General features: G+C 67.8%; 16 protein-coding genes. 10 read left to right on the forward strand and 6 right to left on the reverse strand.

What is annotated here, in order from left to right; genetic code table 11:
• Nucleotides 1-39 precede the first annotated feature (39 nt).
• Both zwf and trhP read left to right on the forward strand, forming a co-directional pair.
• Nucleotides 40-1,461: a glucose-6-phosphate dehydrogenase gene (gene zwf / locus ACXI0U_RS23360; RefSeq protein ID WP_263403901.1), complete on the forward strand. Its 1,422-nt coding sequence runs from the start codon at nt 40-42 to the stop codon at nt 1,459-1,461.
• Between the two features lie 337 nt (nt 1,462-1,798).
• Nucleotides 1,799-3,157, forward strand: a complete 1,359-nt coding sequence (gene trhP, locus ACXI0U_RS23365; protein WP_431483006.1) for a prephenate-dependent tRNA uridine(34) hydroxylase TrhP — start codon at nt 1,799-1,801, stop codon at nt 3,155-3,157.
• Here the strand turns inward: trhP and ACXI0U_RS23370 are convergent.
• Nucleotides 3,126-6,011 carry a putative bifunctional diguanylate cyclase/phosphodiesterase gene (locus tag ACXI0U_RS23370; RefSeq protein ID WP_431483007.1) on the reverse strand — a complete coding sequence of 962 codons (2,886 nt, stop codon included), beginning with the start codon at nt 6,009-6,011 and terminating at the stop codon, nt 3,126-3,128. The two genes, trhP and ACXI0U_RS23370, sit on opposite strands and share 32 nt — an antisense overlap.
• 199 nt (nt 6,012-6,210) lie before the next feature.
• Here ACXI0U_RS23370 and uvrD point away from each other — a divergent pair, with 199 nt between their 5' ends.
• The 3 genes from uvrD to ACXI0U_RS23385 all read left to right on the forward strand — a co-directional run bounded on the left by uvrD (nt 6,211) and on the right by ACXI0U_RS23385 (nt 11,423).
• On the forward strand, nt 6,211-8,394 hold the full coding sequence (uvrD, locus tag ACXI0U_RS23375; protein WP_043243075.1) for a DNA helicase II: 2,184 nt from the start codon (nt 6,211-6,213) through the stop codon (nt 8,392-8,394).
• A 109-nt stretch (nt 8,395-8,503) separates the two neighbouring features.
• On the forward strand, nt 8,504-10,291 hold the full coding sequence (locus ACXI0U_RS23380; protein WP_431483008.1) for a hypothetical protein: 1,788 nt from the start codon (nt 8,504-8,506) through the stop codon (nt 10,289-10,291).
• A 283-nt stretch (nt 10,292-10,574) separates the two neighbouring features.
• Nucleotides 10,575-11,423 (forward strand): Tim44 domain-containing protein, encoded by an 849-nt coding sequence (locus ACXI0U_RS23385; RefSeq protein WP_021220981.1) that lies wholly within the window; start codon nt 10,575-10,577, stop codon nt 11,421-11,423.
• 757 nt (nt 11,424-12,180) lie between these two features.
• On the opposite strand, the gene ACXI0U_RS23390 is transcribed toward ACXI0U_RS23385, so the two are convergent.
• Entirely contained in the window at nt 12,181-12,639 is a 459-nt protein-coding gene (locus ACXI0U_RS23390) for a GNAT family N-acetyltransferase (RefSeq protein ID WP_021220982.1), read from the reverse strand.
• A 138-nt stretch (nt 12,640-12,777) separates the two neighbouring features.
• Here ACXI0U_RS23390 and ACXI0U_RS23395 point away from each other — a divergent pair, with 138 nt between their 5' ends.
• Nucleotides 12,778-13,185: an SMI1/KNR4 family protein gene (locus tag ACXI0U_RS23395; RefSeq protein ID WP_021220983.1), complete on the forward strand. Its 408-nt coding sequence runs from the start codon at nt 12,778-12,780 to the stop codon at nt 13,183-13,185.
• Nucleotides 13,186-13,189: 4 nt separating this feature from the next.
• Here ACXI0U_RS23395 and ACXI0U_RS23400 read toward each other — a convergent pair whose 3' ends face one another.
• Entirely contained in the window at nt 13,190-14,950 is a 1,761-nt protein-coding gene (locus ACXI0U_RS23400) for a cation:proton antiporter (RefSeq protein WP_431483009.1), read from the reverse strand.
• Nucleotides 14,951-15,130: 180 nt separating this feature from the next.
• Complete coding sequence (locus tag ACXI0U_RS23405; protein WP_111259187.1) at nt 15,131-15,796, reverse strand: GntR family transcriptional regulator; 666 nt, start codon at nt 15,794-15,796, stop codon at nt 15,131-15,133.
• A gap of 282 nt (nt 15,797-16,078) precedes the next feature.
• On the opposite strand from ACXI0U_RS23405, the gene ACXI0U_RS23410 reads away from it, so the two are divergent.
• The 4 genes from ACXI0U_RS23410 to ybaL all read left to right on the forward strand — a co-directional run bounded on the left by ACXI0U_RS23410 (nt 16,079) and on the right by ybaL (nt 21,505).
• Complete coding sequence (locus ACXI0U_RS23410) at nt 16,079-17,470, forward strand: aspartate aminotransferase family protein (protein ID WP_479550889.1); 1,392 nt, start codon at nt 16,079-16,081, stop codon at nt 17,468-17,470.
• A gap of 14 nt (nt 17,471-17,484) precedes the next feature.
• Nucleotides 17,485-18,852, forward strand: a complete 1,368-nt coding sequence (locus ACXI0U_RS23415) for a glutamine synthetase family protein (protein WP_479550890.1) — start codon at nt 17,485-17,487, stop codon at nt 18,850-18,852.
• A 281-nt stretch (nt 18,853-19,133) separates the two neighbouring features.
• Entirely contained in the window at nt 19,134-19,637 is a 504-nt protein-coding gene (locus tag ACXI0U_RS23420) for an acyl-CoA thioesterase (protein WP_021220988.1), read from the forward strand.
• Between the two features lie 176 nt (nt 19,638-19,813).
• Complete coding sequence (gene ybaL, locus ACXI0U_RS23425; protein WP_479550891.1) at nt 19,814-21,505, forward strand: YbaL family putative K(+) efflux transporter; 1,692 nt, start codon at nt 19,814-19,816, stop codon at nt 21,503-21,505.
• A gap of 18 nt (nt 21,506-21,523) precedes the next feature.
• Here ybaL and ACXI0U_RS23430 read toward each other — a convergent pair whose 3' ends face one another.
• On the reverse strand, nt 21,524-22,036 hold the full coding sequence (locus ACXI0U_RS23430; protein WP_374979406.1) for a copper chaperone PCu(A)C: 513 nt from the start codon (nt 22,034-22,036) through the stop codon (nt 21,524-21,526).
• Between the two features lie 71 nt (nt 22,037-22,107).
• A complete protein-coding gene (locus tag ACXI0U_RS23435) occupies nt 22,108-23,487 on the reverse strand; it encodes a PepSY-associated TM helix domain-containing protein (protein WP_479550892.1) in 1,380 nt (459 codons plus the stop codon).
• Nucleotides 23,488-23,586: the final 99 nt, after the last annotated feature.

Genomic DNA, 23,586 nt, shown 5'->3' on the forward strand with positions numbered 1-23,586 from the left:
AAACCACGCAGGAGTGCACCCTTGACCCAGCCTTGTGACATGTTGGTCTTCGGCGGCACCGGCGACCTCGCCCTGCACAAATTGCTTCCGGCGCTCTACCACCTGCATCGCGACGGGCGCCTGCATCCGCAGTTGCGCATCCTCGCCATCGCCCGCAATCCGCTGGACGCACAGCAGTACCGCGCCCTCGCCGAACGCCATTGCCGCGCCCAGGTGGCCCGCGCCGATTTCACCAACGAGGCCTGGGCGGGGTTCGCCGCGCGCCTCGACTACTTCGTCATGGACGTTTCCCAGAGCGCCGACTTCGGCCGCCTGGCCCGCCACCTGGGCCCGGCCGATGACCGTGGCCGGGTCTACTACCTGGCCATCGCCCCGCGCCTGTTCGAGGACATCGCCCGCCACCTGCAGATCGCCGGCCTCGCCGGGCCCCAGGCGCGCATCGTGCTGGAGAAGCCCATCGGCCATTCGCTGGAATCGGCCCTGGCGATCAACGCCGCCATCGGCGCGGTGTTCGACGAGCGCCAGGTGTTCCGCATCGACCACTACCTGGGCAAGGAGACAGTGCAGAACCTCATGGCCCTGCGCTTCGCCAACGCCCTGTTCGAACCGGTGTGGCGCGCCGGGCACATCGACCACGTGCAGATCAGCGTCTGCGAGACCCTGGGCGTGGAGAACCGCGGCAGCTACTACGACCACGCCGGGGCCATGCGCGACATGGTGCAGAACCACCTGCTGCAGCTGCTCTGCCTGGTGGCCATGGAAGCGCCGGTGCGCTTCGACGCGGACGCGGTGCGTAACGAAAAGGTGAAGATCCTCGAAGCCCTCAAGCCCATCTCCGGGCTCGACGTACAGGACAAGACCGTGCGCGGCCAGTACGGCGCCGGCAAGATCGGCGGCCAGGAAGTGCCCGCCTACTACTTCGAGAAGAACGTCGACAACGACAGCGACACCGAGACCTTCGTCGCCGTGCAGGCCGAGATCGACAACTGGCGCTGGGCCGGCGTGCCCTTCTACCTGCGTACCGGCAAGCGCCTGGCGCGCAAGTACTCGGAGATCGTCATCCAGTTCAAGCCGGTGCCGCACCGCCTGTTCAACGGCGGCGAGGCCAACCGCCTGCTGATCCGCCTGCAGCCGGAAGAGCGCATCAGCCTGCAATTGATGGCCAAGAACCCCGGCAAGGGCATGCGCCTGGAACCGGTGGAGCTGGACCTCAACCTCGCCCAGGCCTTCACCCAGCGCCGCTGGGATGCCTACGAGCGCCTGCTGCTGGACGTGATCGAAGGCGACTCGACCCTGTTCATGCGCCGCGACGAAGTGGAAGCCGCCTGGCGCTGGGTCGACCCCATCCTCGAAGGCTGGCACGAGTACTACCAGAGCCCGCGCAACTACCCCGCCGGCTCCACCGGCCCCGAGCAGGCCCACAGCCTGCTGGAGCTGCAGGGGCGGGAGTGGAATGACTGAAGCGAATAGCGCTGCCTTCAAGAGAGTGGTTGCGGGAGGAAGAGCGGGCGAATGAATTCGCTCCCACAAAAAAGCCGGACCGCTGCGGGTGGACGTCGTTCTTTACGTCCACCGGCTGAGCCCGGCCTGCCACCGCTGGTGGACCGATGAAGCGGGGTCCACCCTACATCCACGGCACCGAAGCCCCGTAGGTTGGCGCCGAGCGCAGCGAGGCCCAACACAGCGACGCCCGTCCCTTGGCGAACGAATTCACCCCGCGCCGTCATTGCTCCAGCGCAATACCCGTTCCGCGCGGCTTGCCTAGAATCCGCGGCTTTTCGCGCAACGAGCCCCGCCCATGTCCAGCCGCCAAGCCCCCGAACTGCTCTGCCCCGCCGGCACCCTCAAGGCCATGCGCCATGCCTTCGCCTACGGTGCCGATGCGGTGTACGCCGGCCAGCCGCGCTACAGCCTGCGGGTGCGCAACAACGAGTTCGACCACGCCACCCTGGCCGAAGGCATCGCCGAGGCCCACGCCCAGGGCAAGCGCTTCTACGTGGTGGTCAACATCGCCCCGCACAATGCCAAGCTGAAGACCTTCCTCAAGGACATGGCGCCGGTGGTGGCGATGGCCCCGGACGCGCTGATCATGTCCGACCCGGGGCTGATCATGCTGGTGCGCGAGCACTTCCCGCAGATGCCGGTGCACCTCTCGGTGCAGGCCAACGCGGTGAACTGGGCCAGCGTGAAGTTCTGGCAGGCCCAGGGGCTGACCCGGGTGATCCTCTCCCGCGAGCTGTCGCTGGAGGAGATCGGCGAGATCCGCCGCGAAGTGCCGGAGATGGAGCTGGAGGTGTTCGTCCACGGCGCCCTGTGCATGGCCTACTCCGGCCGCTGCCTGCTCTCCGGCTACATCAACCACCGCGACCCCAACCAGGGCACCTGCACCAACGCCTGCCGCTGGCAGTACAAGGCCGGGGAAGCCCGCGAGGACGCGCTGGGCGATGTGGTGCACGCCTGCACGCCGCAGCCGACCCTGGGCGAAGGCGCGCCCAGCGAGCGCCTGTTCCTGCTGGAGGACGGCAGCCGCCCGGGCGAGTACATGCCCGCCTTCGAGGACGAGCACGGCACCTACATCATGAATTCCAAGGACCTGCGCGCCGTGCAGCACGTGGGGCGCCTGCTGGAGATGGGCGTGCACTCGCTGAAGATCGAAGGCCGCACCAAGTCGCACTTCTACGTCGCACGCACCACCCAGGCCTACCGCCAGGCCATCGATGATGCCCTCGCCGGCCGCCCCTTCGAGCCGCGCCTGCTGGAGCGCCTGGATTCACTGGCCAACCGTGGCTACACCGAAGGCTTCCTGCGCCGCCACACCCACGACCACTATCAGAACTACGCGCACGGCAGCTCGCGGCCCTCGCGCCAGCAGTTCGTCGGCGAGCTGACCGGCGTGCGCCGGGGCGAGATGGCGGAAGTACGGGTGAAGAACCGCTTCGAGGTGGGCGACCGCCTGGAGCTGATGACCCCGACGGGCAACCTGGGCTTCATCCTCCACGGCCTGGAAGGCGCCAACGGCGAGAGCCGCCAGGTGGCGCCGGGCGACGGCCACCTGCTCTACATCCCGCTGCCGGCTGACCTCGATCTGGAATACGCCCTGCTGCTGCGCGACCTGCCCGAGGCGGTCAGCGCCACAGCGCCGTCGCCTGTTCCTTGAGCAGCGCGGCGAACACCGGCGCTTCCACCGGCGGGCTGATCAGGTAGCCCTGGATCTCGTCGCAGCCCTGGCTCTTGAGGAAGTCCATCTGCCCCTGGGTTTCCACGCCCTCGGCCACCACCTTGAGCTCCAGGCCGTGGGCCATGGCGATGATCGCGCGGGTGATGGCGGCGTCCTCGCCCCCGGAGGAGAGGTCGCGGATGAAGGTCTGGTCGATCTTCACGTAGTCCACCGGGAAGCGCTTGAGGTAGCTCAGGGACGAGTAGCCGGTGCCGAAATCGTCGATGGCCAGCTTCACCCCCAGGTCGCGCAGCTGGCGGAAGGTGGCGATGACGTGCTCGACGTTCTCCAGCAGGTGGCTCTCGGTCAGCTCCAGCTCCAGCAGGCGCGGTGACAGGCCGGTCTCGTCCAGCACCTGGCGCACCAGGCTGGTGAGGTTGCCCTGGCGCAATTGGTGGCCGGAGAGGTTCACCGAGACGCGGATGTCCGCCAGCCCCTGGCGCTGCCACTCGCGGGCCTGCAGGCAGGCCTGGCGCAGCACGAACTCGCCGAGGGGGGCGATGAGCCCGGTCTCTTCGGCCAGGCCGATGAAGTCACCCGGCGGCACCAGGCCCAGTTGCGGATGGCGCCAGCGCACCAGCGCCTCGGCGGCGTTGAGGCTGTCGTCGGCCAGGCACAGCTTGGGCTGGTAGAAGACCTCCAACTGGCCTTCCTCGATGGCCTTGCGCAGCTGGGTTTCCATCTGCAGGCGCTCGAGGGTGCAGGCCTGGAGGTTGTCAGTGAAGAACTGGAAGGTGTTGCCGCCCAGGTGCTTGGCATGCTGCATGGCCATGTTGGCCTGGGTGATCAGCGCGGAGATCTCGCGGGCGTTGTCCGGCAGCAGGCTGATGCCCAGGGAGGCGCTGACCACCAGTTCCTCGCCGCCCACCGTCATCGGCGTGCGCAGCTTGGCCAGCAGGCGGCTGGCGGTGCGCGCCAGGCTGGAAAGGCTGCCGTAGGAGTCGAGGATCACCGCGAATTCGTCGCCCGAGAGGCGGGCGATGGTGTCCGCCTCGGGGGCCGCCTGGGCCAGGCGCCGGCTCATCTGCCGCAGCAGCTGGTCGGCCACTTCATGGCCGAGGCTGTCGTTGAGCACCTTGAAGCGGTCCAGGTCGATGTGCAGCAGGGCCAGGCTGCGGCCGCTCTGGCGCGCGCGCTGGCTGGCCTCGTGCAGGCGGTCCTTGAACAGGGTGCGGTTGGCCAGGCCGGTGAGCTCGTCGTAGTGCGAGAGGTAGCGCAGGCGCTCCTCGGCATCGCGGCGTGCGGAGAGGTCGGCGAAAAAGCCGACGATGTGGCTGGCGTTGCCCCGGGCATCACGCACCAGGTTGAGCTGCAGCCACTGCGGGTAGAGCTCGCCGTTCTTGCGGGTGTCCACCAGTTCGCCCTGCCAGCTGCCGCTCTGCTCCAGCTCCTGGCGGATCAGGTGGTACTGGCGGCGGCTCTCGCGGGTGCTGTTGATCTCCACCACCGTGTGGCCAAGCACCTCGTCGCGGCGGTAGCCGGTAACGTCGCTGAAGGCCTGGTTGACCGCCAGCAGGCGGTATTGCGGGTCGAGGATAACGATGCCCTCGCTGGCCGCCTCGAAGACCATCGCCGACAGGCGCTGCTGCTCTTCGGCCTGCTTGCGCTCGGTGACGTCGCGGCGGGTGCCGAGCATGCGCAGCACCTTGCCGCGCTCGTCGCGCTCCACCACCCGGCCCCGGTCCTCGACCCAGAGCCAGCGGCCGTCGCTGTGGCGTACCCGGTAGTCGATGGCGTAGCCGTCGCTGCGGCCCTTGAGATGGTCCACCAGGGCACGGCGCAGCAGCGGCAGGTCGTCGGGGTGCAGGCGCGGCTTGAGGTCACTGAGCACGCGGGTGACGTCGTCCATCTCGATGCCGAAGATTTCCTTCAGGTGCGAGTGATGGACTTCGTCGGTCTCCAGGTTCCAGTCCCACATCCCCAGCTCGCTGGCCTCCAGGGCCATGGCCAGGCGCGCCTCGCTCTTGACCAGGGCGTGGCTGGCGTCGGCCAGCTCCAGGGTGCGTTGGGCGACGCGGATTTCCAGGTCGTTATGGGCCGCGCGCAGCTCGCGCTCGGCGCGGCGACGCTGCTCCACTTCCCGCGCCAGCTCGCTGTTGAGCCCCTCGGCGCGGACCTTGGCGTGTTCCAGGTTGTCGATCAGAGCCTGGTTGTGGAAGCGCTGCAGCAGGCTGCGCTGCACCAGGCGGTTGACCTGCCAGGCCACCACCATCAGCGCCGCCAGGAGGATCAGGCTGAGCAGCCCCCAGCCTCGCTGCAGCGGCTCGCCGCTGGCCAGCAGCCAGGACACGGTGGGCACCAGGCACGGCAAGGCGAAGGTGAGGAAGGCCTGCAGGCTGACGGCATAGGCGACGCTGGCGGAAAGGATGGCGGCGGCGATCAGGCCATAGACCAGCGCCTGCTGCAGAAAGGCGTCGCCCGGCACCAGGAAGATCACCGGCAGGGCCAGGGTCAGGCCGGAGGCGGCGGCGCCGAGGAGGAAGGTGCGGCGCCACTGGGGCTGGGCCTGGCGCGAGGGCAGCGCGGCCTTGAAGGCGGCCACCTGGGTCAGGCGCAGCACCGCCAGCAGCACCAGCCAGACCAGCCAGCCACCCAGCAGCAAGCCGTTGGCGGGCTCCCACAGCAGGTAGGCGCAGACCAGGCCGTTGAGCAGCATGAAGAGCGTGGGGGTTTGCGAGCCCTGATAGAGCAGGCGCGTGCGCTCCACGGCCAGATCCGTCGCGAAATGCTGGCTGATGGCGCGGCTGTCGTCACCGTGCAGGTCGATTGGGGCTTCGTTGGGTGTCGCGGTCATAGGCGATTTTCTTGTAATGGTTGCCTAGGCGTCGGCGGAGCTTACCCGAGCAGAACGAGCTGCCAAAGCTTTATGTGCCCGGTTTTGACAGCGCGCCGCCTAACTTTCGGCGGGCCTTCGGGATGCAGCGCCCGCACCGTCTGGCTGACCATCCGGTCATCGGTTTGCCCTCGTCTGGGCCGGTCAATAGAATGCCGCGATGCATGACGATCTCTCTCTACTCCTGAACTCCCTGAACGACGCTCAACGCCAGGCCGTAGCGGCCTCGCTGGGGCGTCAATTGGTCCTCGCCGGCGCCGGCTCGGGCAAGACCCGCGTGCTCGTGCACCGCATCGCCTGGTTGATCCAGGTGGAGCACGCCTCGCCCCACTCGATCCTCTCGGTGACCTTCACCAACAAGGCCGCCGCCGAGATGCGCCACCGCATCGAGCAGCTGCTGGGCATCAACCCGGCGGGCATGTGGGTCGGCACCTTCCACGGCCTGGCCCATCGCCTGCTGCGCGCCCACTGGCAGGAAGCCGGCCTGGCCGAGAACTTCCAGATCCTCGACAGCGATGACCAGCAGCGCCTGGTCAAGCGGGTGATCCGCGAGCTGGGCCTGGACGAGCAGCGCTGGCCGGCACGCCAGGCGCAATGGTTCATCAACGGGCAGAAGGACGAGGGCCTGCGCCCGCAGCACATCCAGGCCGGCGGCGACCTGTTCCTCGGTACCATGCTGAAGATCTACGAAGCCTATGAGGCCGCCTGCGCCCGCGCCGGGGTCATCGACTTCTCCGAGCTGCTGCTGCGCGCCCTGGACCTGTGGCGCGACAAGCCGGGCCTGCTGGCCCACTACCAGCGCCGCTTCCGCCACATCCTGGTGGACGAGTTCCAGGACACCAACGCCGTGCAATACGCCTGGCTGCGCCTGCTCGCCCAGGGTGGCGACAGCCTCATGGTGGTGGGCGACGACGACCAGTCCATCTACGGCTGGCGCGGCGCCCGCATCGAGAACATCCAGCAGTTCTCCAGCGACTTCGCCGACGCCGAAACCATCCGCCTGGAGCAGAACTACCGCTCCACCGCCGGCATCCTCAAGGCCGCCAACGCCCTGATCGCCAACAACCAGGGGCGCCTGGGCAAGGAGCTGTGGACCGACGGCGAGGACGGCGAGCCCCTGGGCCTGTACGCCGCCTTCAACGAGCACGACGAAGCCCGCTACGTGGTGGAAAGCATCGAAAGCGCGCTGAAGGACGGCATGGCGCGCAGCGAGATCGCCATCCTCTACCGCTCCAACGCCCAGTCGCGGGTGCTGGAAGAGGCCCTGCTGCGGGAGAAGATCCCCTACCGCATCTACGGCGGCCAGCGCTTCTTCGAGCGCGCCGAGATCAAGAACGCCATGGCCTACCTGCGCCTGCTCGACGGCCGTGGCAACGACGCCGCCCTGGAGCGGGTGATCAACGTCCCCGCCCGCGGCATCGGCGAGAAGACCGTGGAAAGCATCCGTGAGTTCGCCCGCGCCCAGGACGTCTCCATGTGGGAGGCGATCCGCCTGCTGGTGGCCAACAAGGGCCTGCCGGGCCGCGCATCCGGCGCCCTGGCGGTGTTCATCGAGCTGATCGAGAACCTCGCCGCCAAGGTCCTGGAGATGCCCCTGCACCTGATGACCCAGACCGTCATCGAGCAGACCGGACTGATCACCTACCACAAGGAAGAAAAAGGCGAGAAAGGCCAGGCCCGGGTGGAAAACCTGGAGGAACTGGTCAGCGCCGCCCGCGCCTTCGAGAACAACGAAGACGACGAGGAACTCACCCCACTGCAGGCCTTCCTCAGCCACGCGTCGCTGGAGGCCGGTGATACCCAGGCCGACGCCTTCGAAGACAGCGTGCAACTAATGACCCTGCACAGCGCCAAGGGCCTGGAATTCCCGCTGGTGTTCCTGGTGGGCATGGAAGAAGGCCTGTTCCCCCACAAGATGAGCCTGGAGGAATCCGGCCGCCTGGAAGAGGAGCGCCGCCTGGCCTATGTCGGCGTCACCCGCGCCATGCAGCGCCTGGTGCTGACCTACGCGGAAACCCGCCGCCTGTACGGCAGCGAGACCTACAACAAGGTCTCGCGCTTCGTCCGCGAAATCCCCCCGCAGCTGATCCGCGAAGTGCGCCTGAGCAACAGCGTCAGCCGCCCGGTGGCGGGCAGCAACCGCAGCAGCGGCTCGATGTTCGCCGGCGCGGAAGTGCCGCAGACCGGCTTCAACCTCGGCCAGCGCGTGCAGCATTCGCTGTTCGGCGAGGGCACCATCCTCAACTTCGAGGGCTCCGGCGCCCAGGCCCGGGTCCAGGTGGTGTTCGAGAGCGAAGGCAGCAAATGGCTGATGCTCGCCTACGCCAAGCTCGAACCCCTCTGATGCCTTCCCGGGCCCCGTCGTCATGGTGGGGCCCGGCGTAGCGCCCCTTGGCAGTTATCCACAGGCACGGCAGGATGGCCGCTCCCATCCTCCTTGCGGAAACACGGACGTGCGCCTTCCCCTGCTGCTGCTCAGCCTGATCATCGCCACCAGCATCGAGGCCGCCCCCGGCTTCGAGGTGAAGCGCGACACCGACAGCTACCGCGACTGGAACACCGGGCAGCGCCGCGAGCGCACCGAAACCTCCCTGCGCCTGGACGGCGGCACCCTGTCGATGAAGGCGCTCGCACAGCTGCTGGCGACCGACGGCAAGCCCATCTACCCGACCCTCTGGGACGCCCGCGTGAGCGGCCCCGACCAGGCGCTGATTCTCTTCAACCGTGGCAGCGGCCAGGACTTCGAGCTGGCCCGCCTGTACCGCAAGAACGGCGGCAAGCCGCAGGCCGAGGTGTTGCTGCGCGACCTGCCCTACAACTGGTTCAACGACGCCCGCCGCAAAGGCTGGGTGAGCGTGGGCGGCGCGGACCGCCTGTACCTGGTGCAACTGCAACCGCTGCGCATCGTCGATGCAGGCCCCGGCGCGCTGCTGGATGTGCGCGGCGACCTGGCCGTGCTCGCCGACCCGGGCTGGAACCAGCGCCCGCCGGCCTTCCGCGCGGTGGACATGCAGCGTGGCCGCGAGGTCGCCCGCCTGGAGCTGGACCCCGCCTGCTTCGTGCTGCCCGACTTCGAGTTCAGCCACCCGCTGATCTATTCCGGGCTGGGCTCCTCCACCCCCGAGCGCCTGCGCTTCCAGGACGGCCCCGCCTGGCTCGAGCACAACCTGGAACTGCTCACCGCCCCCAAGCCGGCCCTGCGCCTGCGCCCAACCCAGCAACTGCCGCGCCCCGACCCGGTGCGCTGGGGCGTGACCCTGCGCGAGGCGGACGCCGGCCCGCAGCCCCGCACGCCGGAAACCCTCGACTACGCCTCCAGCCCCGAGCCCGACGACTTCGTCGACACCCTCGACCTGGTGCCCGGGCAGTGCCAGGCCATCAACCCCAACCCGCCGCTGCGCGCCGGCCAGGAGCCCTACCCCAGCACCAGCGTGGCGACCGATGACCTGTGCCTGGGCGAGCTACTGAAGGGCGTGCCCCCCACCTTCCGCGAGCAACGCTGCGTGCTGCCGGCACGCACCCGCACCCTGGTGGGCAGCACACAGTGGGCGCTGGAAGAGGTGCGCTACGGCTATCGCCCGGGCGGCAAGGGTACGGCCATCGAGCAGACGGTCTACCAACTGCGCCAGGGCATGACGGTGAACCGCTACATCGCCGGCAGCCGGGGCTTTGACGAGGCCCTGGCGATCCGCGAAGTACTGCCCACTGGCAAGGGCGAGGCCCTGCTGAAGACCCGTGGCGACGGCGCCTATGAATTGCTGCGGGCCTCGACCGACGCCGGCGGCAAGCTGCGCCTGGAGTACCTGGACACCCTGCCCTACCCCGCCAGCCCCTTCGACGCCAGCCGCGCGGGCTGGGTCTACCTGCGCAAGCCAGGGCTGCTGGTGCGCCTCGCTCCCTTTGCCTATGAGCAGGCCGGCGAGAGCCTGCTGGATATCCGCGGCGAAACCCTGCTGTACGCCTATGGCGACAGCGAGACAGACCGCCTCACCCTTGGCCAGCGAACCTTCGGCAGCGACCACGCCGACGACTCGCCCCTGCCGGGCCTGGTACTGAACGCCAAATGCCGCCGAGAGGACGACCCCTACTGGGAGTTCACCCTGCCACCGGTCAACGCGACGCTGGAGCAATCCGCCGCCTGGTTCGCCCGCCACTTCGACTATCAGCCCGGCGCCAAGGGCGCCATCCGTCTGCGCGCCGACCACCAACTGCGCGCCCGTCCGGGCTGTGCTGCACGGTAGCTTGTTGGCCGGGGTTCACCGTGGGGCGATTTCGCTCCCTCCGCCCCCCGACAGGTTCCACCCTAGGACATACAAGCGGCTTCAGCCGCGAAGCGCTCGCCGAATAGCGTTCAGGGGGGCCGGTAGCACCATCGCGAATGAATTCCCACGGGAAGCACGCCGGCCCCGGCGGCATACGCCCGCAGCGCAGCCGTAAAAAATCCCGATACATTCTGCCGCTAGCCATCACGAACGCGACTGTGCAGCATGGCGCGCGTGGACCCTTAACCAAGAGATGCCTGTGATGCGCCGATTTCTCAGTATTGCCCTGGCCCTATGCGTCGGCCTGACGCTCAGCCTGGATGCCAACGCCAAGCGAATGGGCGGCGGCAAGACCTTCGGCTCCGCGCCGACCCACCAGACCCGCCAGGCGCAGCCCAATACCCCTGCCGCCACCCCGACCGCCCCCGGCCGTCAGCCCGCTGCCGCCAGTGGTGCTTCACGCTGGCTCGGCCCGCTGGCCGGCCTCGCCGCCGGTGGCCTGCTCGCCTCCATGTTCATGGGTGACGGCTTCCAGGGCATGCAGATCTTCGACTTCCTGATCATCGCCCTGATCGCCTTCGTGATCTTCCGCTTCATCGCCGCCCGCAAGCGCCAGCAGCAGGGCCATCAGCCCGCCATGGCCGGCGGCCCGTTCCAGCGCGAAATGCCGCAGCAGCAGCCGTCGCCGATCTTCGGTGGCAGCGCCGCGCCGGCAGCGGTGGCCCAGCGTGCGTTCAACGCCCCGAGCTGGTTCAACGAAGAGCGCTTCATCGAAGCCGGCCGTGAGCACTTCCTGTCCCTGCAGCAGCATTGGGACGCGGCCGAGATGGACAAGATCGCCGAGTTCGTCACCCCGCAGATGCTCAGCTTCCTCAAGGAAGAGCGCGCCAGCCTGGGCGATGGCTTCCAGTCCACCTACATCGACAACCTGCAGGTGCAGCTGGACGGCATCGACGAACTGGCCGACAAGACCGTCGCCACCCTGACCTTCAACGGCGTGTCGAAGACCTCGCGCTTCGACCAGGGCGAAGTGTTCAGCGAAAGCTGGCGCATGGAGCGTGCCAACGGCGACGACCAGCCCTGGCTGGTGGCGGGCATCCGCCAGAACTGATCAGCGTTCGCGCAATGAAGAAACCCCGGGCATGCCCGGGGTTTTCTTTTGTGTGTTCGACCAGCCGCTGGGCTGATCGACATGTAGGGTGGATGACGCTCTTCTCATCCACCAGGCGATGCCACAGGAAACACCCTGCATGTGCCACAGCAGGGACTGCTACGCGGTCCTTGGCGAATGAATTGGCTCTGTCGGCGTTAGCTGTTGTGGTTTTAATGCAGGCGCTCAAGCACGGTACTTTCCGGGCGCTTGAGGGTTTGTGCCACCTCCACCGCATGGGTTTCGCTTCGCTCTACACCATCCTACGAAAGCCCGTGCGCACCACGTAGTGATGCACTGGCCGACAAAGTTGGAGCAGCCGCCAACGCCCCTCCAGGAGGCCGAACGCAGTCGTTGCGTCGGGGGACGAGCGGCATGGATGCCGCGAGAGGCGCGCCAGGCCATGGATGGCCCATCGCCCCGGCCCCCAGACGACGCTTGCGGCGAACGCACTTCAGTGCGGCCCGAAGGGCGAGCGTAGCGAGTAACGGCGATGGAGTGAGGGAACCCGACGCAGTCGGGTCGGATGATGGGGCAAGCCCTTTTGGTTCCTTTTCTGTGGTTCGGCATCCCGACGACTGAGAAAAGGGACTCGCCCGGGGGGGCGAAACCAGAAACATCACCAGAGCTCGGCAATCAGCTGGACTCAATTCCTCTAGCAACACTTAACGCAGACAGAGCCAATGAATTCGCCCCTACAGGGTAATAGCCACCGGCGTCAGACCGCCGCCTTGCGCATGCCGATATGGGGGATGTCGTCCTCCAGGTAGACCTCGGTCACCGGCACGAAGCCGTAGCGTCCGTAGTACTTCTGCAGGTGCGCCTGGGCCGAGAGGTACACCGGCAGCCCCGGCCAGCGCCGCTGGCAGTCTTCCAGGGCACGTTCCATCAGCTGGTGGCCCAGCCCGGTGCCGCGCGCCGCTTCGGCGATCACCACGCGGCCGATCACCACGTCGCCCTGGTTGCGCTGCGGGTCCAGCAGGCGCAAGTACGCCACCAGCGCATCGCCGTCGCGGGCCATGAGGTGGCAGCTGTCGCCTACCAGGTCCAGGCCGTCCACTTCCAGGTAGGGGCACTTCTGCTCGACGACGAAGACCTGGGTGCGCAGGGCGAGGATGTCGTAGAGCGCCTGCTTGTCGAGTTCGGTGTGATGGCTGCTGCTCCAGACGATCGGCATTGGGGGCTCCGTGGTGGTGAATGCGAAGGCGGCAGTATGCAATGCACCACCACCGGACGAGCGGTTCGCCTGCGGTTTTTTTCTTCCGGGTGCCAGCTACTGTATAAAGCGCATCCCAATGCACGAGGGCCTGTCGCCGTGGAAGAAGTCATCGAACAGCTGCGTGAACTCAACGAACCCGTCCCCGTCCCGCTGGAGCTGCCGGACGACGAGCTGCTGGTGGAGATCGAAGAGCAATTGCTGATCAACCTGCCCTTCGAGCTCCGCGAGTTCCTGCTCAAGGTCAGCGATGTGGTCTACGGCCGCCTGGAGCCGGTGACCGCGACCGACCCGCAATCCCACACCTACCTGCCGGAAGTGGCCTCGGTGGCCTGGGACCTGGGCGTGCCCCGCGACCTGGTGCCGATCTGCCAGGACGGCCGCGACTACTACGTGGTCGACCTGGAGGGCGAAGTGCTGCTCTGGTCCGGCGACGAGGGCGACATGACCGACGAGAGCTGGGACTCCGTCTGGCACTGGGCCCGCGACGTGTGGCTGGCGAGCTGAACCGCTAGCGGTGGTGATCCTGGCTCTGCTCCAGGGTCTCCATCAGCGCGATCTGCATGCGTGAATGCACGCGAATCAGCCAGCGCCACAGCAGCGCGATCACCCCGGCCGCCAGCAGCGCGATCAGCACCAGCAGCTCCAGGGTCGGCAGGATGCTCGCCGACAGCGCCATGAGCAGCAGCATGATCACCCCCAGCGACAGCGCCGGGATCACCTCGGCGATCACCTTGCGCACCCGCGCGGTATGGCGCCCGGCCTTCTCCGGGGTCACGCCCATTTCCGCCAGCAGCATCGACAGCGCCTTGAGCTTGCGGTACGCGGCGATCAGGAAGGGCAGCGAGAGCAGCAGCGCGGCGCCCCAGACCAGGCCCTTCTGCAGGTTCGCCTGGCCCACCCAGTCGCTCAGGTAGCCAGCCAGGGTGCCGGCGAAATAGGCGCCGGAAAGGAAGATCGCCACCACCAGCGCGATGTTCACCCCCACCTGCAGGAGGATCTTGCGGATCATCCCCGCCAGCACCGCGCCCTGCCCCTGGGGCTGGATGCTGCGCAGCCAGTCGCCGTAGAGGTTGAACACCCGGGCGATGCGCGAAGGCACGATGCCGGCGAGCTTTTGCGACAGCGGGTCGGCGGAGCGGATCAGGTAGGGCGTGAGCAGCGTGGTGATGGCCGAGACCGCCACCGCCACGGGGTAGAGGAAGTCGCTGGTGACCTGCAGGGTCATGCCCAGCGCGGCGATGATGAAGGAGAACTCGCCGATCTGCGAAAGGCCCATGCCGACGCGCAGCGAGGTGCGCCCGTCATTGCCGGCGATGAACGCGCCAATGCCGCAGGAGACCATCTTGCCCAGCACCACGGCGACGGTGATGACCGCGATGGGCCAGGCGTAATCGAGCAGGATGCCCGGGTCGATCATCAGGCCGATGGCGACGAAGAAGATGGCACTGAACATGTCGCGCACCGGCTCCACCAGGCGCTCGATCTGCGCCAGCTGGCGCGACTCGGCGATGATCGCGCCGATCAGGAAGGCGCCCAGCACCATGCTGTATTCCAGCTTCACCACCAGCAGGCAGAAGCCGAAGCACAGCCCCAGCACCGTCACCAGCAGCATCTCGTTGCTCTCGAACTTCGCCACGTAGGCCAGCAGGCGCGGCACCAGCAGGATGCCGATGACCAGCGCGACGACCATGAACAGGCTGAGCTTGCCCACCGTGGCGAACACCTGGCCGGTCTCCACCGAGCCGGACAGGGCGATGCCGGACAGCAGCGCGATGATGCCGATGCCGAGGATGTCTTCGACTATCAGCACGCCGAAGATCAGCTGGGCGAAGCGCTCGTTCTTCATCTTCAGGTCGCTGAGCGCCTTGATGATGATGGTGGTCGAGGAAATGGCCAGGATCGCGCCGAGGAACAGCGAATCCATGGTGCTCCAACCGAAGAAGCTGCCGATCTCGTAGCCGATCCAGATCATCAGCACGATTTCCAGGAAGGCGGCGATGAAGGCCGTGGCGCCCACCTTGAAAAGCTTGCGCAGGCTGAACTCCAGGCCCAGGCAGAACATCAGGAAGACCACCCCGAGCTCGGCGAGGATCTTGATCGTCTCTTCTTCGTGGATCAGCGCGAAGGGCGGGGTATGCGGGCCGATGAGGAAGCCGGCGATGATGTAGCCCAGCACCACCGGTTGCTTGAAACGGTGGCAGAGGATGGTGACCAGGCCGGCCACCAGCATGATCACCGCCATGTCCTGGATGAAACTGATGGCATGCATGGCGCACCGGCTCCTTCTGGCTCATCAGTGCGCAGGACGGAGGCCGCGCCCGGGGTTGCTCGCTTGGCTCCTGGGAGCCCCTGTATGAAATAGGGAAGTTCCTAGTCAGAACTTTCGGCAGAGTAACACCGGGCACCGCACCGTCATTTTCGGCGAAACAAACCGAAACAGCTTTGCTGGTCAGCTGCCGTTCTTCGCCTGGGCAGTCTCCAGCTCCAGCAGGTTCATGAGGAAATTGCCGAAGTAGGTCATGTCCTGCTCGATCGCCGCCCGCGCGCCCTTGGCATCGCCGGCGAGCAACGCCTCGAAGGCGTCCTCGTGGAAATCGTTGAGGCGCAGGGACAGGTCGGCCTCGGTGAACAGCTGGTTGAAGAAGGGGCCGACCTGCAGCCACAGCGACTCGATCATGCGCAGCAGCGTGGGGTTGGCGCAGGCGCGGTAGAGGGTCATGTGGAACAGGCTGTTGTCGTCCAGGTAGCCCTGCACGTCGCGCCGTTCCAGGGCCCGCTCCATGTTCTCGACGCAGCGCCTCAGCTGCTCGATGTCCTGCGCGGTGAGCCGCGGCGTGGCGGTCTCCACGGCCAGTCCCTCCAGGGACAGGCGCACCAGGAAGATCTGCTGGAAGCGTTCGCGGGTCATGATCGGCACCCGCAGCGAGCGCTGCGGCTCGCCTTCCAGGGCGCCCTCGGCCACCAGGCGCTGCAACGCCGCACGGACCGGCATCGGGCTGGTGCCCCACTCGGCGGCGAGGTCGCGGATCTTGAGGCGCTCGCCGGGCTGGAAACGCCCCGCCAGCAAGCCTTCACGCAGTCGTAGGTAAAGCTGTTCCTGCAGGTTGTCGGCCATGGGTCACTCCTGAATGGCCGGTGGTGCCGGCAGTTGGGCGAGGGTCAGGCTGCAGTTGCGCATGCTGGTGGATCTCCTGGATGGACGGATGGCCAGGCCTGTGGATAACGGCCCGGGCGCGCTGCAAGCGCAGCGACCGCCTGGGGACAAGATCGACAGGCCTGCCGATATTGTGATCACAAAAGCAGTTCGATCATAGGCTTTTGCCATGAACAGTCCAGCTATTGACATATCTGTGATCACAAAACAGGATGTGCGGAAATTCGAACGAGGTGTTCAAACATGACCGCCAGTGGCATTGCAGAATCCGCCGTTGAAACCTTCGCCGCCGCCGAGCGTGCCCGTTTCATCGCCCACAACCCCAAATCCCTGGCGCTCGCCGAGCGTGCCCGCCACTCGCTGTTCGGCGGCGTGCCCATGCACTGGATGAGCGACTGGTCGACGCCCTGCCCGCTCTTCGTCGAGCGCGCACAGGGCGCGCGCTTCCATGACGTCGACGGCCACGAATACGTGGACTTCTGCCTGGGCGACACCGGCAGCATGTTCGGCCACTCCCCCGAGCCCATCGCCCGTGCCATCGCCGAGCAGGGCGCGCGCGGGCTCACCACCATGCTCCCGGGCGAGGACGCCGTGGTCGCCGGCGAACTGCTGGCCGAGCGCTTCGGCCTGCCCTACTGGCAGGTGGCGACCACCGCCACCGACGCCAACCGCTTCGTCATCCGCTGGGTGCGCGCCATCACCGGGCGCAAGGTGCTGCTGGTGTTCGACGGCTGCTACCACGGCACCGTCGACGACGTCATGGTGCGCCACCGCGAGGACCGCACCGTGCACCGCAGCGGCCTGATCGGCCAGGCACGCAACCTGGCCAAGACCAGCCGCGCCGTGCCCTTCAACGACCTCGAGGCGCTGGAAAAGGCCCTGGCGCAGAACGACGTCGCCGCCGTGCTCTGCGAACCGGCGATGACCAACATCGGCATGGTCCTGCCCGATGCCGGCTACCTGGAGAAGCTCCGCGAGCTGACCCGCCGCCACGGCACCCTGCTGATCATCGACGAGACCCACACCATCTCCACCGGCCCCGGCGGCTGCACCCGCGCCTGGAACCTGCAGCCGGACTTCATCACCCTCGGCAAGCCCATCGCCGGCGGCGTGCCCTGCTCCGTCTACGGCTGCACCGCCGAAATGGCCCAGGCCATGAAGCTGGCGCGCAAGCACGCCAGCGAGCAATCCGGCGGCCACGGCCACAGCGGCATGGGCACCACCCTTTCGGCCAATGCCCTGGCCATGCACTGCATGCGCGCCAACCTGGAACAGGTGATGACCCCGGCCGCCTACGCCCACATGTTGCCCCTGGCGGCGCGCCTGGCCGAAGGCTTCCGTGGACTTATCCACAAGCACCGCCTGGCCTGGTCGGTGACCGAGCTGGGCGCCCGCTGCGAGTTCCAGTTCTGCGCCACCTCGCCACGCACCGGCGCCGAGGCCGAAGCGGCCTTCCACGACAGCCTGCAGATGGCCCTGCACCTCTACCTGATCAACCGGGGCATCCTCATCACCCCGTTCCACAACATGACCCTGTGCTGCCCGGCCACCACCGAAGCCGATGTCGACCGCCTGATCGCCACACTCGACCAGGCCCTGGCCGAGCTGCTGGCCATCCCCGGCGCCCGCCTCTGACCGCGAGAACCCCCATGCGATTCGCCGAACCCCAGGAAGCCCGTGACTTCCTCGAACGCCACCCCGAGGTGCGCAGCATCGAGCTGATGCTGATCGACGCCAACGGCATCCCGCGCGGCAAGCTGCTGCACCGCGACGAGCTGCTGGCCATCTACGAGAACGGCCGTCCGCTGCCCAGCTCCATCCTCTCGCTGACCATCCAGGGCGAGGACGTGGAAGCCAGCGGCCTGGTCTGGGAAGTGGCCGACGCCGACTGCTGGACCTACCCGGTGCCCGGCTCCCTGGCCCTGCAGACCTGGCGCGCCACGCCCACCGCCCAGGTGCAGGTCAGCATGCACCCGACCCAGGGCCTGCCGGCCACCCCTGGCGACCCGCGCCATGTGCTGGCCCGCGCCATCGACCGGCTCAAGGCCGACGGCTACCACCCGGTGATGGCGGTGGAGCTGGAGTTCTACCTGCTGGACAAGCAGCGCGACGCCAACGGCCGCCCGCAACCGGCGCTGCAAGCCAATGGCGTGCGCCCGGAGGCGCCGCAGGTCTATGGCGTGTACGAGCTGGAGCAGCTGCAGCCCTTCCTCGACGACCTCTACGCCGCCTGCGAGGCCCAGGGCCTGCCGCTGCGCACCGCCATCTCCGAATACGCGCCGGGCCAGCTGGAACTGACCCTGGAGCACCGCTTCGATGCGTTGCAGGCCATCGACGAAGGCGTGCGCTACAAGCGCCTGGTCAAGGGCGTGGCCAACAAGCACGGGCTGGTGGCCTGCTTCATGGCCAAGCCCTTCGGCGACCTGGCCGGCAGCGGCATGCACCTGCACGTCAGCCTGGCGGATGAGGCGGGCAACAACCTGATGGCCAGCGAGGACCCCCACGGCACCCCGCTGCTGCGCCACGCCATCGGCGGGATGATGGCGACCCTCGACGACGCCCTGGCGATCTTCTGCCCCAACGCCAACTCCTACCGGCGCTTCCAGGCCAACAGCTACGCGCCGCTGGCCAAGAGCTGGGGGGTGAACAACCGCACCGTGTCCTTCCGCGTGCCCGGCGGCCCGGCGCAGAGCCGCCATGTCGAGCACCGCATCTGCGGCGCCGACGCCAACCCCTACCTGGCCGCCGCCGCACTGCTGGCGGGCATCCATAAAGGCATCCGCGAACAGATCGACCCGGGCGAGGCCATCACCGGCAACGGCTACGAGCAGGCCCGCGAGACCCTGGCCACCGACTGGCTCACCGCCCTGCGCACCCTGGAGCGCTCGGCCTGGGCGAAGGAGGCACTCGGCGAAGACTTCCTCGACATCTTCCTCGCCATCAAATGGGAGGAATTCCGCCAGTTCGTCAGCGAGGTGGGCGAACAGGACTGGCGCTGGTACCTGACCCACGCCTGAGCCGAGGGGCTGTGGATAAGCGACTTGTCCACAGCCCCGCCTCCACCAACCGTAATTCGTCATTCGTCATTCGTAGGATGGGTAGAGCGGAGCGAAACCCATCAATTCCGAGTACCGGCATGGCTTCGGCGTCGGGCGGGCAGCATGGGTTTCGCAGGGCTCTACCCATCCTACGGGGCAGAGTGCGGCCGGGTGTTTATCCACAGGCGCTGTCGCTGTGCTCCGTGCCTGTCTCGCTGCGTCTACAGTTTCACTTCCCAGCCCCGAGACAGAGCCCCTCCATGGAACCCGGCAACGCGCAACTGACGATGACCGTCCTCATGACCCCGGACATGGCCAACTTCTCCGGCAACGTCCACGGCGGCACCCTGCTCAAGTACCTCGACGAAGTGGCCTACGCCTGCGCCAGCCGCTATGCCGGGCGCTACGTGGTGACCCTCTCCGTGGACCAGGTGGTGTTCCGCGAGCCGGTGCACGTGGGCGAGCTGGTGACCTTCCTCGCCTCGGTGAACTACACCGGCACCACCTCCATGGAGATCGGCATCAAGGTGGTCACCGAGAACATCCGCGAGCGCTCGGTGCGCCACACCAACAGCTGCTTCTTCACCATGGTGGCGCTGGACGACGACCGCAAGGCGGCCCCGGTGCCGCCCCGCCAGCCGCAGACCGCCGAGGAGAAGCGCCGTTTCGTCCAGGGCCAGCAACGCCGGCAGATCCGCCAGGAAATGGAGCGCCGCTACCGCGAACTGCGGGAGAACGGCAGCGAGCCCGCCGCTACATCCTGAAAAATAATCTGACGGACTTTTCATACAAACAACGTCAGCCAACGGGTAACCTGGCGCACGCGGCGGCAGCCGCGTTCGCCAAGGGCCAGGCCCCGTGAACACCTTCGAACCTCTCCCCGCAGCGCCGCGAGTCGCCGTTGCGGTCGGGTCGTTCCCTGCGTGCAAGGAGCCGCCGCATGCCCCACCACACACCGCTGATCGCCACCCTCTCCGCCGGCCTGGTGCTGGCCTTCCTGCTCGGCAGCCTGGCCAACCGCCTGCGCATCTCGCCGCTGGTGGGCTACCTGCTGGCCGGCGTGCTGGCCGGCCCCTTCACCCCGGGCTTCGTCGCCGACCAGGCGCTGTCCCAGGAGATCGCCGAGCTGGGGGTGATCCTGCTGATGTTCGGCGTGGGCCTGCACTTCTCCCTCAAGGACCTGATGTCGGTGAAGAACATCGCCATCCCCGGTGCCGTGGTGCAGATCGCCGTAGCCACCCTGCTGGGCATGGGCCTGGCCTGGGGCCTCGGCTGGCCACTGGGCGGCGGCTTGGTGTTCGGTCTGGCGCTGTCGGTGGCGAGCACCGTGGTGCTGCTACGGGCCCTGGAGGAGCGCCAGTTGCTGGACACCCAGCGCGGCCGCATCGCCGTGGGCTGGCTGATCGTCGAAGACCTGGTGATGGTGCTGACCCTGGTGCTGCTGCCGGCGCTCTCCGGCATGCTCGGCGGCAAGGCTCACGGCGGCGGCGAGCTCAGCCTCGGCGTCGAGCTGCTGCTGACCCTGGGCAAGGTCACCGCCTTCGTCGTACTGATGCTGGTGGTGGGCCGCCGCCTGATTCCCTGGGTGCTGGCCAAGGTCGCCGGCACCGGCTCGCGGGAGCTGTTCACCCTCGCCGTGCTGGCCATCGCCATGGGCATCGCCTACGGCTCGGCGATCCTCTTCGACGTGTCCTTCGCCCTGGGCGCCTTCTTCGCCGGCATGGTGCTCAACGAATCGGAGCTGAGCCATGACGCCGCCGAGAAGACCCTGCCCCTGCGCGATGCCTTCGCGGTGCTGTTCTTCGTCTCGGTGGGCATGCTCTTCAACCCGCTGATCCTGATCCACGAACCGCTGCCGGTGCTGGCCACCTTCCTGGTCATCGTGCTCGGCAAATCGGTGGCGGCCTATGTGATCGTGCGCGCCTTCGGCCACCCCAAGAGCACCGCCCTGACCATCTCCGCCAGCCTGGCGCAGATCGGCGAATTCAGTTTCATCCTCATCGGCCTGGGGCTGGACCTGGAGCTGATGCCGCAGACCGGCCGCGACCTGTTGCTGGCTGGCGCCATCCTGTCGATCCTGGTCAACCCGCTGCTGTTCATCGCCATCGTCCGCTGGCAGGCGCGCCAGGACCGCAAGGCGGCGGAGCTGCCCCCGGAGCAGGCGCCGGTCGAGGACGTGCCGCCCGCCATCGAGGAACACGACCACGCCATCCTCATCGGCTACGGCCGTGTGGGACGCAAGATCGCCCTGCGTCTGCGCGAGGCCGGCACGCCGCTGGTGGTGATCGAGGACAGCCGTGCAGGGCTGGATGAACTGCGCGAGTCGGGCATCAGCGCGGTGCTGGGTAACGCGGCACGGCCCGAGGTGCTGGAACTGGCGCAGCTGGCGCGGGCGCGCTGGCTGCTGCTGGCGATCCCCAATGGCTTCGAGGCCGGGCAGATCGCCCAGCAGGCCCGCGCGGTGAACCCGCAGCTGACCATCATCGCCCGCGCCCACTTCGACGCCGAGGTGGAGCACCTGGAGCAGAATGGGGCAGACCTGGTGATCATGGGCGAGCGCGAGATCGCCCGCGCCATGATCAATCGCGTCGCCGACGACCAGGCCGCACCGGGCGCACCGGCAGCGGCCTGACGACGGCGGCGCGAGCCGTCACTCGGCGCCCTGGTGCGCGCCGTGGTCCATGTGCTCCATGTGCTGCATCTGCCCGTCGGCCTTGGCGGGCGCCTCCTTCTGTACGGCGATCTCCACCTGCAGGTCGCCGGCCTTCTCGAAGTGCAGGGTGAGCGGGAAGCGCTCGCCATCCTTCAGCGGCTGCTTCAGGCCGAACAGCATCAGGTGGTAGCCGCCCTGCTCCAGGCGCACCTCGCTGCCGGCGGGGATGGCCAGGCCGCCCTGCACCTGCTGCATCTTCATCATGCCGTTGACGTGGGCGTGCTCGTGGATCTCGGCCTTGGCCGCGCGCGGGGTGTCGGCGCCCAGCAGGCGGTCCGGCGTGTCGCCGCCGTTGTGCACCACCAGGTAGGCGGCACCGTTGGGCGAAACCGGCGGCACTTCCAGGGCCCAGGGGTGTTCGATGTGCAGCTTGCCCAGTTCGTACTCGTGGGCCTGGGCGAAGGGAACGAAGCCCACCAGGGCGATCAGGGTCAGCAGTGTCTTGCGCATGTTCAACTCCATCCATCGATAAGCAGATTGGGCGCCCACCAGGCGAGCGCCGATAAAAAACCGTGGCAGGTTCAGCCCGCCATCACCCGGTCGCCGCCGAAGCGCGACAGCACCAGCCGGTCCAGGACCCAGACCAGCACCAGCGACAGGCCCACCAAGGGAAATGCCACCCCCAGCACCAGCATGATCACCACCGCGCCGCGCCACAGGGGCAGGCCATGGGGCAGCGGCGGCACGCCGAGGCGGCCGCTGGGCCGGCGCTTCCACCAGAGCACCAGGCCGCTGACCGCGCTGAGCAGGATCATCAGGCACACGGCGAACATCAGCAGCTGGTTGGCCAGGCCGAAGAAGCGGCCCTCGTGCAGCATCACCCCCATCTCCACGCTCTTGGCCACCAGGCTATAGTCCTTCCAGCGCACATCGGCCAGCACCTTGCCGCTGTAGCGGTCGAGGTGCAGGGTCGCGTCCTGGCGCGGGTCGGCGGCGAACACGGCGATGCTGAAGACGCCCGTGGGCGTGGTCGGCAGGGTGATGCCATAGCCGGGTACCACGCCGCGCTCGCGGGCGGTGTCCACCACCTGCTGCAGCGGGATGCTCGGCACCTCGCTGGCCGGCGCCCTGTCGTGCCCGGCATGGGCGCGGTGGGCGGCGTGGGCGTCGGACTCCGGCAGCGGCGTGGTTTCCGCCGCCCAGGGCACGCTCTGGTCGCTGGCGCTGTTGAGGCTGCGCGCCAGCTCGCCGGACTTCGGCACATCGTTCCACATGGCGGCGGGGAAGCGGTTCCACACATCGGCGAAGCTCGCGCCCCAGAAGCCGGTCCAGGTCATGCCGGTGAGCAGCATGAACAGCAGCAGCAGGCTGCCCCAGAAGCCGGTGACGCCGTGCAGGTCGCGCCAGAACAGGCGCCCACGTGCGGACAGGCGCGGCCACAGCACCCCGGCGCCGGAGCGCCCCCTTGGCCACCAGAGATAGAGCCCGGACACCACCAGGACGATGCCCCAGCCGGCGGCCAGCTCGATCAGCCGATCGCCGACCGTGCCGATCATCAGCTCGCCGTGCAGGGCGCGGGTCGCCGCCTGCAGGTTCCAGAAGGCGTCCTGGGTGCCCAGCACCTTGCCGCTGTAGGGGTCGAGGAACAGGTTGAGGGTGCGGCCGCCGTCAGCGATGACGAACTGGGCACTGTGCCCGGCATCCACCGGCGGCAGGTACTGGCTGACGCTGGCCTGTGGATAAGCCTCGCGCACCCTCTGCAGCTGGGCGTCGGCGTCCAGCGCATGGTGCCCGGGGGCGACCCGCAGCAGGTCGGCGTACATCAGCTCATCGAGCTGCGGCTTGAACAGGTAGATGCTGCCGGTGATGGACAGCAGGATCATGAAGGGAATGACGAAGAGGCCGGCATAGAAATGCCAGCGCCACGCCAGGTTGTAGAACGAAACAGCCGGTTTGCTCATGGTCGTGCTCGCCTGGAAAGCGCCTCTCTGGGTTCACGCGCAGCGCGGTGGCTGGCGCAATGGAGGCTTGTCGTCAGCCTCCTCGCCCATTGGGGTACG

It is taken from the genome of Pseudomonas sp. C9D1, assembly GCF_056491235.1.

What these genes read in the sequence shown, in the direction of transcription:
- ybaL (WP_479550891.1), top strand. Translation starts at nt 19,814, where the DNA reads ATGCCCCACCACACACCGCTGATCGCCACCCTCTCCGCCGGCCTGGTG.
- ACXI0U_RS23385 (WP_021220981.1), top strand. Translation starts at nt 10,575, where the DNA reads ATGCGCCGATTTCTCAGTATTGCCCTGGCCCTATGCGTCGGCCTGACG.
- ACXI0U_RS23370 (WP_431483007.1), bottom strand. Translation starts at nt 6,011, where the DNA reads ATGACCGCGACACCCAACGAAGCCCCAATCGACCTGCACGGTGACGAC.
- trhP (WP_431483006.1), top strand. Translation starts at nt 1,799, where the DNA reads ATGTCCAGCCGCCAAGCCCCCGAACTGCTCTGCCCCGCCGGCACCCTC.
- zwf (WP_263403901.1), top strand. Translation starts at nt 40, where the DNA reads ATGTTGGTCTTCGGCGGCACCGGCGACCTCGCCCTGCACAAATTGCTT.
- ACXI0U_RS23420 (WP_021220988.1), top strand. Translation starts at nt 19,134, where the DNA reads ATGGAACCCGGCAACGCGCAACTGACGATGACCGTCCTCATGACCCCG.
- ACXI0U_RS23430 (WP_374979406.1), bottom strand. Translation starts at nt 22,036, where the DNA reads ATGCGCAAGACACTGCTGACCCTGATCGCCCTGGTGGGCTTCGTTCCC.
- ACXI0U_RS23390 (WP_021220982.1), bottom strand. Translation starts at nt 12,639, where the DNA reads ATGCCGATCGTCTGGAGCAGCAGCCATCACACCGAACTCGACAAGCAG.
- ACXI0U_RS23410 (WP_479550889.1), top strand. Translation starts at nt 16,079, where the DNA reads ATGACCGCCAGTGGCATTGCAGAATCCGCCGTTGAAACCTTCGCCGCC.
- ACXI0U_RS23435 (WP_479550892.1), bottom strand. Translation starts at nt 23,487, where the DNA reads ATGAGCAAACCGGCTGTTTCGTTCTACAACCTGGCGTGGCGCTGGCAT.
- ACXI0U_RS23400 (WP_431483009.1), bottom strand. Translation starts at nt 14,950, where the DNA reads ATGCATGCCATCAGTTTCATCCAGGACATGGCGGTGATCATGCTGGTG.
- ACXI0U_RS23405 (WP_111259187.1), bottom strand. Translation starts at nt 15,796, where the DNA reads ATGGCCGACAACCTGCAGGAACAGCTTTACCTACGACTGCGTGAAGGC.
- uvrD (WP_043243075.1), top strand. Translation starts at nt 6,211, where the DNA reads ATGCATGACGATCTCTCTCTACTCCTGAACTCCCTGAACGACGCTCAA.
- ACXI0U_RS23415 (WP_479550890.1), top strand. Translation starts at nt 17,485, where the DNA reads ATGCGATTCGCCGAACCCCAGGAAGCCCGTGACTTCCTCGAACGCCAC.